The sequence below is a fragment of the Acidithiobacillus sp. TH-A35 genome (assembly GCF_057473505.1).
Window position 1 is genome coordinate 1 of record NZ_JBYCKR010000093.1, and the last position, 1,860, is coordinate 1,860.

Annotated in this window: 2 protein-coding genes and 2 pseudogenes; all 4 read left to right on the forward strand. The window is 56.7% G+C overall.

The window, feature by feature from the left end:
• Positions 1-534: pseudogene (locus AC2VNK_RS03500) on the forward strand (DNA polymerase III subunit gamma/tau); the annotation flags it as partial.
• A 25-nt stretch (positions 535-559) separates the two neighbouring features.
• The gene (locus AC2VNK_RS03505; protein ID WP_291508342.1) at positions 560-883 is read left to right on the forward strand and encodes a YbaB/EbfC family nucleoid-associated protein; all 324 of its coding nucleotides are present in this window, start codon (positions 560-562) and stop codon (positions 881-883) included.
• Between the two features lie 7 nt (positions 884-890).
• Positions 891-1,490: a recombination mediator RecR gene (gene recR / locus AC2VNK_RS03510; protein WP_291523447.1), complete on the forward strand. Its 600-nt coding sequence runs from the start codon at positions 891-893 to the stop codon at positions 1,488-1,490.
• 96 nt (positions 1,491-1,586) lie between these two features.
• Positions 1,587-1,860 (forward strand): annotated as a pseudogene (locus AC2VNK_RS03515) (ammonium transporter); the annotation flags it as partial.

A 1,860-nucleotide genomic window follows, 5' to 3' on the forward strand; every position in this document is an offset into this window, starting at 1 on the left:
ACTTCGCCGGTATCGCACCGTTCAGCACCCCTGTTATCCACCCGTTCGCGGGATGAAGTCCGGGAACCGCCGTTGAAGGTGACCGCTGCACTGCCTGAGAGGCCGGCCGACGCCGCACTTTCGACGGACTGGCGCCATATGGTGGAGGCGCTGGAGGTGTCGCCCATAATTGCTGAATACCTGCGCTATGGACAAGCTTTGCGCTGTGATTCAGAGGTTGTGGAATTGGCCGTGGAGCCCAATTATTTGCCATTCCTCGTCAAGGCCGAGGCCCGCAGGGCATTACATCAGGCGCTTACTGCGTATTTTGGCCGGGAGCCGCGTCTGAACATCGTACCCCTGACCAAAGAGGCCGGAGTGGGGAGCCTGGTGCAGGAAGAGAAAGCGCGCGCGGCATCCCGGCAGGCTGAGGCGGAGGCACGCGTCGCCGTGGATCCACACATAGGCGCATTCCTGGAAGTTTTGGATGCCCGTGTGGAATCCATTGAAATTATGGCACCCGCCGCAAAGAGCGGTGCCGTCAGCTCACAGTGAAAAGTAAACAGGGAGGTAATGAAAGATGAAGGGCGGACTGGGAAATATCATGAAGCAGGCGCAGCAGCTCCAGGAGCGGTTGCAAAAGACGCAGGAAGAGCTTGCGCAGGTAGAGGTGCAGGGCCATGCGGGCGGTAATCTGGTGGAAGTCACTATGACCTGCCGACATGACGTACGGCGGGTTCGCATTGATCCCTCTCTGCTTGCCGATGGCGATCAGGAAATGCTCGAGGATCTCCTGGCTGCAGCCATTAATGACGCCGTGCGCAATGCCGAGAAGGTGAGCGCGGAGCGGATGTCGGAAGTGACTGGTGGCATGAATATTCCGGGCATGAGCCTGCCTTTCTAGGCACTTTATGGCGGACGTTCCGAGTATGGATGCCCTGGTGGCGCTGCTCCGCCGCCTGCCGGGTATTGGCCCGCGTTCGGCGCAACGGATCAGCTATGAGTTGCTGGTGCGCAAGCGCGATCTCATGCCGCAACTGGCCGCGGCCTTGCAGCAGGCCCATGCCGTGGTCTGTTTTTGTAAGCGCTGCAATAATCTGAGCGAAGCGCCATTGTGTGCCGTCTGTCGTTCCGACCACCGGGACCGCTCCATTTTGTGTGTTGTGGAATCTCCTGCTGATCTGCGTGCTATCGAAGATACGGGTGTATTCGTCGGCGAATTCTTTGTGTTGATGGGGCATTTGTCGCCCTTGGACGGCATCGGTCCCGAAGCCCTGCATATTGATCGCTTCAGCACGCGTTTGGGTGAAGCAGATTTGCGGGAAGTGATTTTCGCGACTAACCCTACCCTAGAAGGGGAGGCAACGGCCCAGTTTCTAGCGGGGCTGGTTCCTGACAGTATCACGATCAGCCGTATTGCACGCGGGGTACCGGTGGGTGGCGAGTTGGAATATGTTGACCGTAGCACCCTCGGGCGTGCGTTGCATGGTCGCCGCTTGCTTGATGACTAAGCACTTACCCATTATTTCGTAAATATAAAAGCAATTAAATTTTGAGAGGAAGCAGCGATCATGACAGCCACAGGAGTCACGCCTCCAGGCGGAAATGTGTTTTTTTTGCTGATGGGCGCCATTCTGGTGTTTGCCATGCACGGCGGATTCGCCTTTCTGGAACTGGGTACGGTACGCCGCCGCAGCCAGGTAAATGCACTGGTCAAAATTCTCAGTGATTTTGGTATATCCACCATCGTTTATTTTTTTGTGGGTTATCATATAGCCTATGGCATCAGCTTTTTCGGTGATGTGAAGACCCTGACCGCAGGCAATCATGGCTTCGAGATGGTGCGCTTTTTTTTCCTGCTCACCTTCGCCGCCGCGGTGC

Bases quoted from the DNA above. Each gene is read 5' to 3' on its own strand.
- AC2VNK_RS03505 (WP_291508342.1), top strand. From the start codon at position 560: ATGAAGGGCGGACTGGGAAATATCATGAAGCAGGCGCAGCAGCTCCAG.
- recR (WP_291523447.1), top strand. From the start codon at position 891: ATGGCGGACGTTCCGAGTATGGATGCCCTGGTGGCGCTGCTCCGCCGC.